We start from the raw sequence: 2498 nt of genomic DNA, 5'->3' as shown, positions 1-2498 counted from the left end.
GGCGGGGGCTGCTCGGGTTCCTGTCCCGGCGGGTCCCCGGTCGCGAGTCCCTCGGCGGCGAGCAGCGCGTGGAAGCGGGCCGCGATCAGCCGGTGACCGCGTTCGCCCGGGTGCAGCCGGTCCGCGCTCCACAGGCTCCGGTCGGCCACCCACGCGCCGTGGGCCATGTGCAGGTGCACGGCGCCGTACCGGGCGGACAGCGCGTGAGTCACCGCGTTGACGGCGCGCTGTCTGCGGGCCAGCGGACGCGCGAGCGGAGCGGGCAGGCCCAGCATGGTCCCGGGATCGGGCAGGCACGCCGTCAGCAGCACGGCGCCGCTCCCGGTCAGGGCGTCGCAGACCCGGTCGAGTCCGGCCGCGAACGCGTGGATGTCGAAGCCTCGGCGGAGGGTGTCGTTGACGCCGACGACGACCGACGCGATGTCCGGGGCGCAGGCAAGGGCCCGGGGCGCCTGGCGCTCGACGACATCGCGGCTGAGCGCCCCGCTCACGGCGAGGTTCCGGAACTCCGCCGCTTCGCCGCGCGCCGCGAGGCCGCCGGCGAGCAGCGCCGCCCAGCCGCGCCACCCCGCGCCCGCCGGGTCCCCGACTCCCTCGGTGAGCGAGTCCCCCAGCGCCACGAACCGCACCGGCCTGCCGGGGCCGGGCCAGGAGCCCGCCCGGGCGCCCGGCCGGCCGGGCCGCTCGCGCGTCCGGTCGTCGGGAACGGAACGGACCGGGTGGTCGCGCGGGGGCGCCGGCGCGGGGGACGTGGGCAGCACCACCGGACCGTCCGGGGCGCGCGTACGCGCGCCCCGGTGGCCCGGCGCCTCCCCCGCGGGACGTACGACGGTGCCGGGCGTGCCCACCCCGCCGGCCGGGGCCTCGGTGCGGGCGGCCGGGGTCATCCCGTCACCTCCGGGGACCGCGCCGGCGTCCGGGCGTCGTGGGCGGCCAGGAACGCGTCCACCGCCGCGGGCCACCCGAAGAGTTCCGCACGCGCCCTGGCCGCCGCGCGGCGCGCCTCCTCGGGGCGGGCGAGCAGTTGCCGTACGGCGTCGGCGAAGGCCGCGCCGGAATCGGCGGCCGCGAGCCCCGCGTCCCCGACGACCTCCGGCAGCGCGCCGGAGGCGCTGGCGACGACCGGGGTGCCGCACGCCAGTGCCTCCAGCGCCGACAGCCCGAACGTCTCGGCCGGCCCGGGCGCCAGGCACACGTCCGCGGCGGCCTGGAGGTTGGCCAGTTCGCCGCGCTCCCCCACGTGCCCCAGGAACACGGCCGGCAGCCGCTGCGCACGCGCCCTGCGCGTCAGCCGTTCCCGCAGGGGGCCGTCCCCGGCGACCACCAGTGACACCTTCATGCCGTTCCCGCGAAGCGCCGCGAGAGCGTCGAGGGCCGTTCCCGGGTGCTTCTCCACCGACAGACGCGAGCACAGCAGGAGCAGGACGTCGTTCCCGTGCGCGTACCGGGCGCGCAGCCCCGTACTGCGCAGCTCCGGACGGCACGCGCGCAGATCGACGCCCAGGGGAGCACGCACCACGTTCCGCGCGCCGATGCGCACGAACTCGCGCTCCGCCCACTCCGTGGTGCACACGATCCGGGAGTACGCCCACGCGCTGCGCGCGTTCAGCCGGTCCGCGGTGCGCCCGGCGACCCCCTCCGGCAGCCCCCAGGTGCGCAGCACCCCGTCCGCCGTCTCGTGCGACACCATCACCGAGGGCACCCTGTTGCGCCGCGCCCACTCCCCCGTCCAGCGCAGCGACGTGCGGTCCGACACCTCCAGCCGGTCCGGCGCGAGGGTCTCCAGGAGCGCGCGCAGTCTGCGGCGGCCCGCGAGGACCCGGTAGCCGCCGGTACCCGGCAGCTCCACGCCCGGCAGGGTGATCACGCGCCCCTGTGCGGTGACGTCGTCGCTCTCGCGCTCGCCCGGTACGACGAGTACCGGCTCGTGCCCGGCGGCCAGGTAGCCGCGTCCCAGCTCCCGCAGGGCGGTGCGCAGCCCGCCGGACGACGCGGTGACGAAGTTGGCCAGCCGGACGATCCGCAGCGCCCCGCCGTTCCCGGCCCCGCTCATGCCGCCACCGCCGTGCGCTCGCGCAGCACGTCCGCGTAGTGGCCGAGCAGCTGATCGCCGACGGCGGCCCAGGTCCGGGTCTCGACGGCCGCCCGCCCGGCCCGTCCGTAGGCGGCGCGCAGCCCCGCGTCGCCGGCGAGCGCCGAGACGGCCGCGCGTACGGCCGCCGGGTCGCGCGGTTCGACGAGCAGCCCGGTGTTCCCGTGACGGACGAGGTCGAGCGGGCCGCCCGCCGCCGGAGCGATCACGGGAACGCCGCTCGCCATGGCCTCCTGCACTGTCTGGCAGAAGGTCTCGTACGGTCCGGTGTGCGCGAAGACGTCGAGGGAGGCGAAGATCCGGGCGAGTTCGTCACCCGTCCTGCGCCCGAGGAACAGGGCGCCCGGCAGCGCGGCCCGCAGCGAGGGCTCGCTCGGCCCGTCCCCGACGACGACCACCCGTACCC

3 protein-coding genes are annotated in these 2498 nt (G+C 78.0%); all 3 read right to left on the bottom strand.

The window, feature by feature from the left end; genetic code table 11:
* A partial coding sequence (locus E2E34_RS33355; RefSeq protein ID WP_208765412.1) for an SGNH/GDSL hydrolase family protein occupies positions 1 to 887 on the bottom strand: 887 nt, incomplete at its 3' end.
* Positions 884 to 2053, bottom strand: coding sequence for a glycosyltransferase (locus tag E2E34_RS33350; RefSeq protein WP_138905571.1), 1170 nt, complete (start codon positions 2051 to 2053; stop codon positions 884 to 886). The genes E2E34_RS33355 and E2E34_RS33350, both read right to left, overlap by 4 nt.
* Positions 2050 to 2498 (bottom strand): glycosyltransferase (locus E2E34_RS33345; protein WP_138905570.1); only part of this gene is annotated, 449 nt, incomplete at its 5' end. The genes E2E34_RS33350 and E2E34_RS33345, both read right to left, overlap by 4 nt.

The sequence above is a fragment of the Streptomyces albidochromogenes genome (assembly GCF_005981925.1).
Taxonomy (GTDB): Bacteria; Actinomycetota; Actinomycetes; order Streptomycetales; family Streptomycetaceae; genus Streptomyces; species Streptomyces albidochromogenes.
The sequence above is the reverse complement of the archived record's forward strand: the minus strand, read 5'-3'. Positions and strand labels throughout refer to the sequence as shown.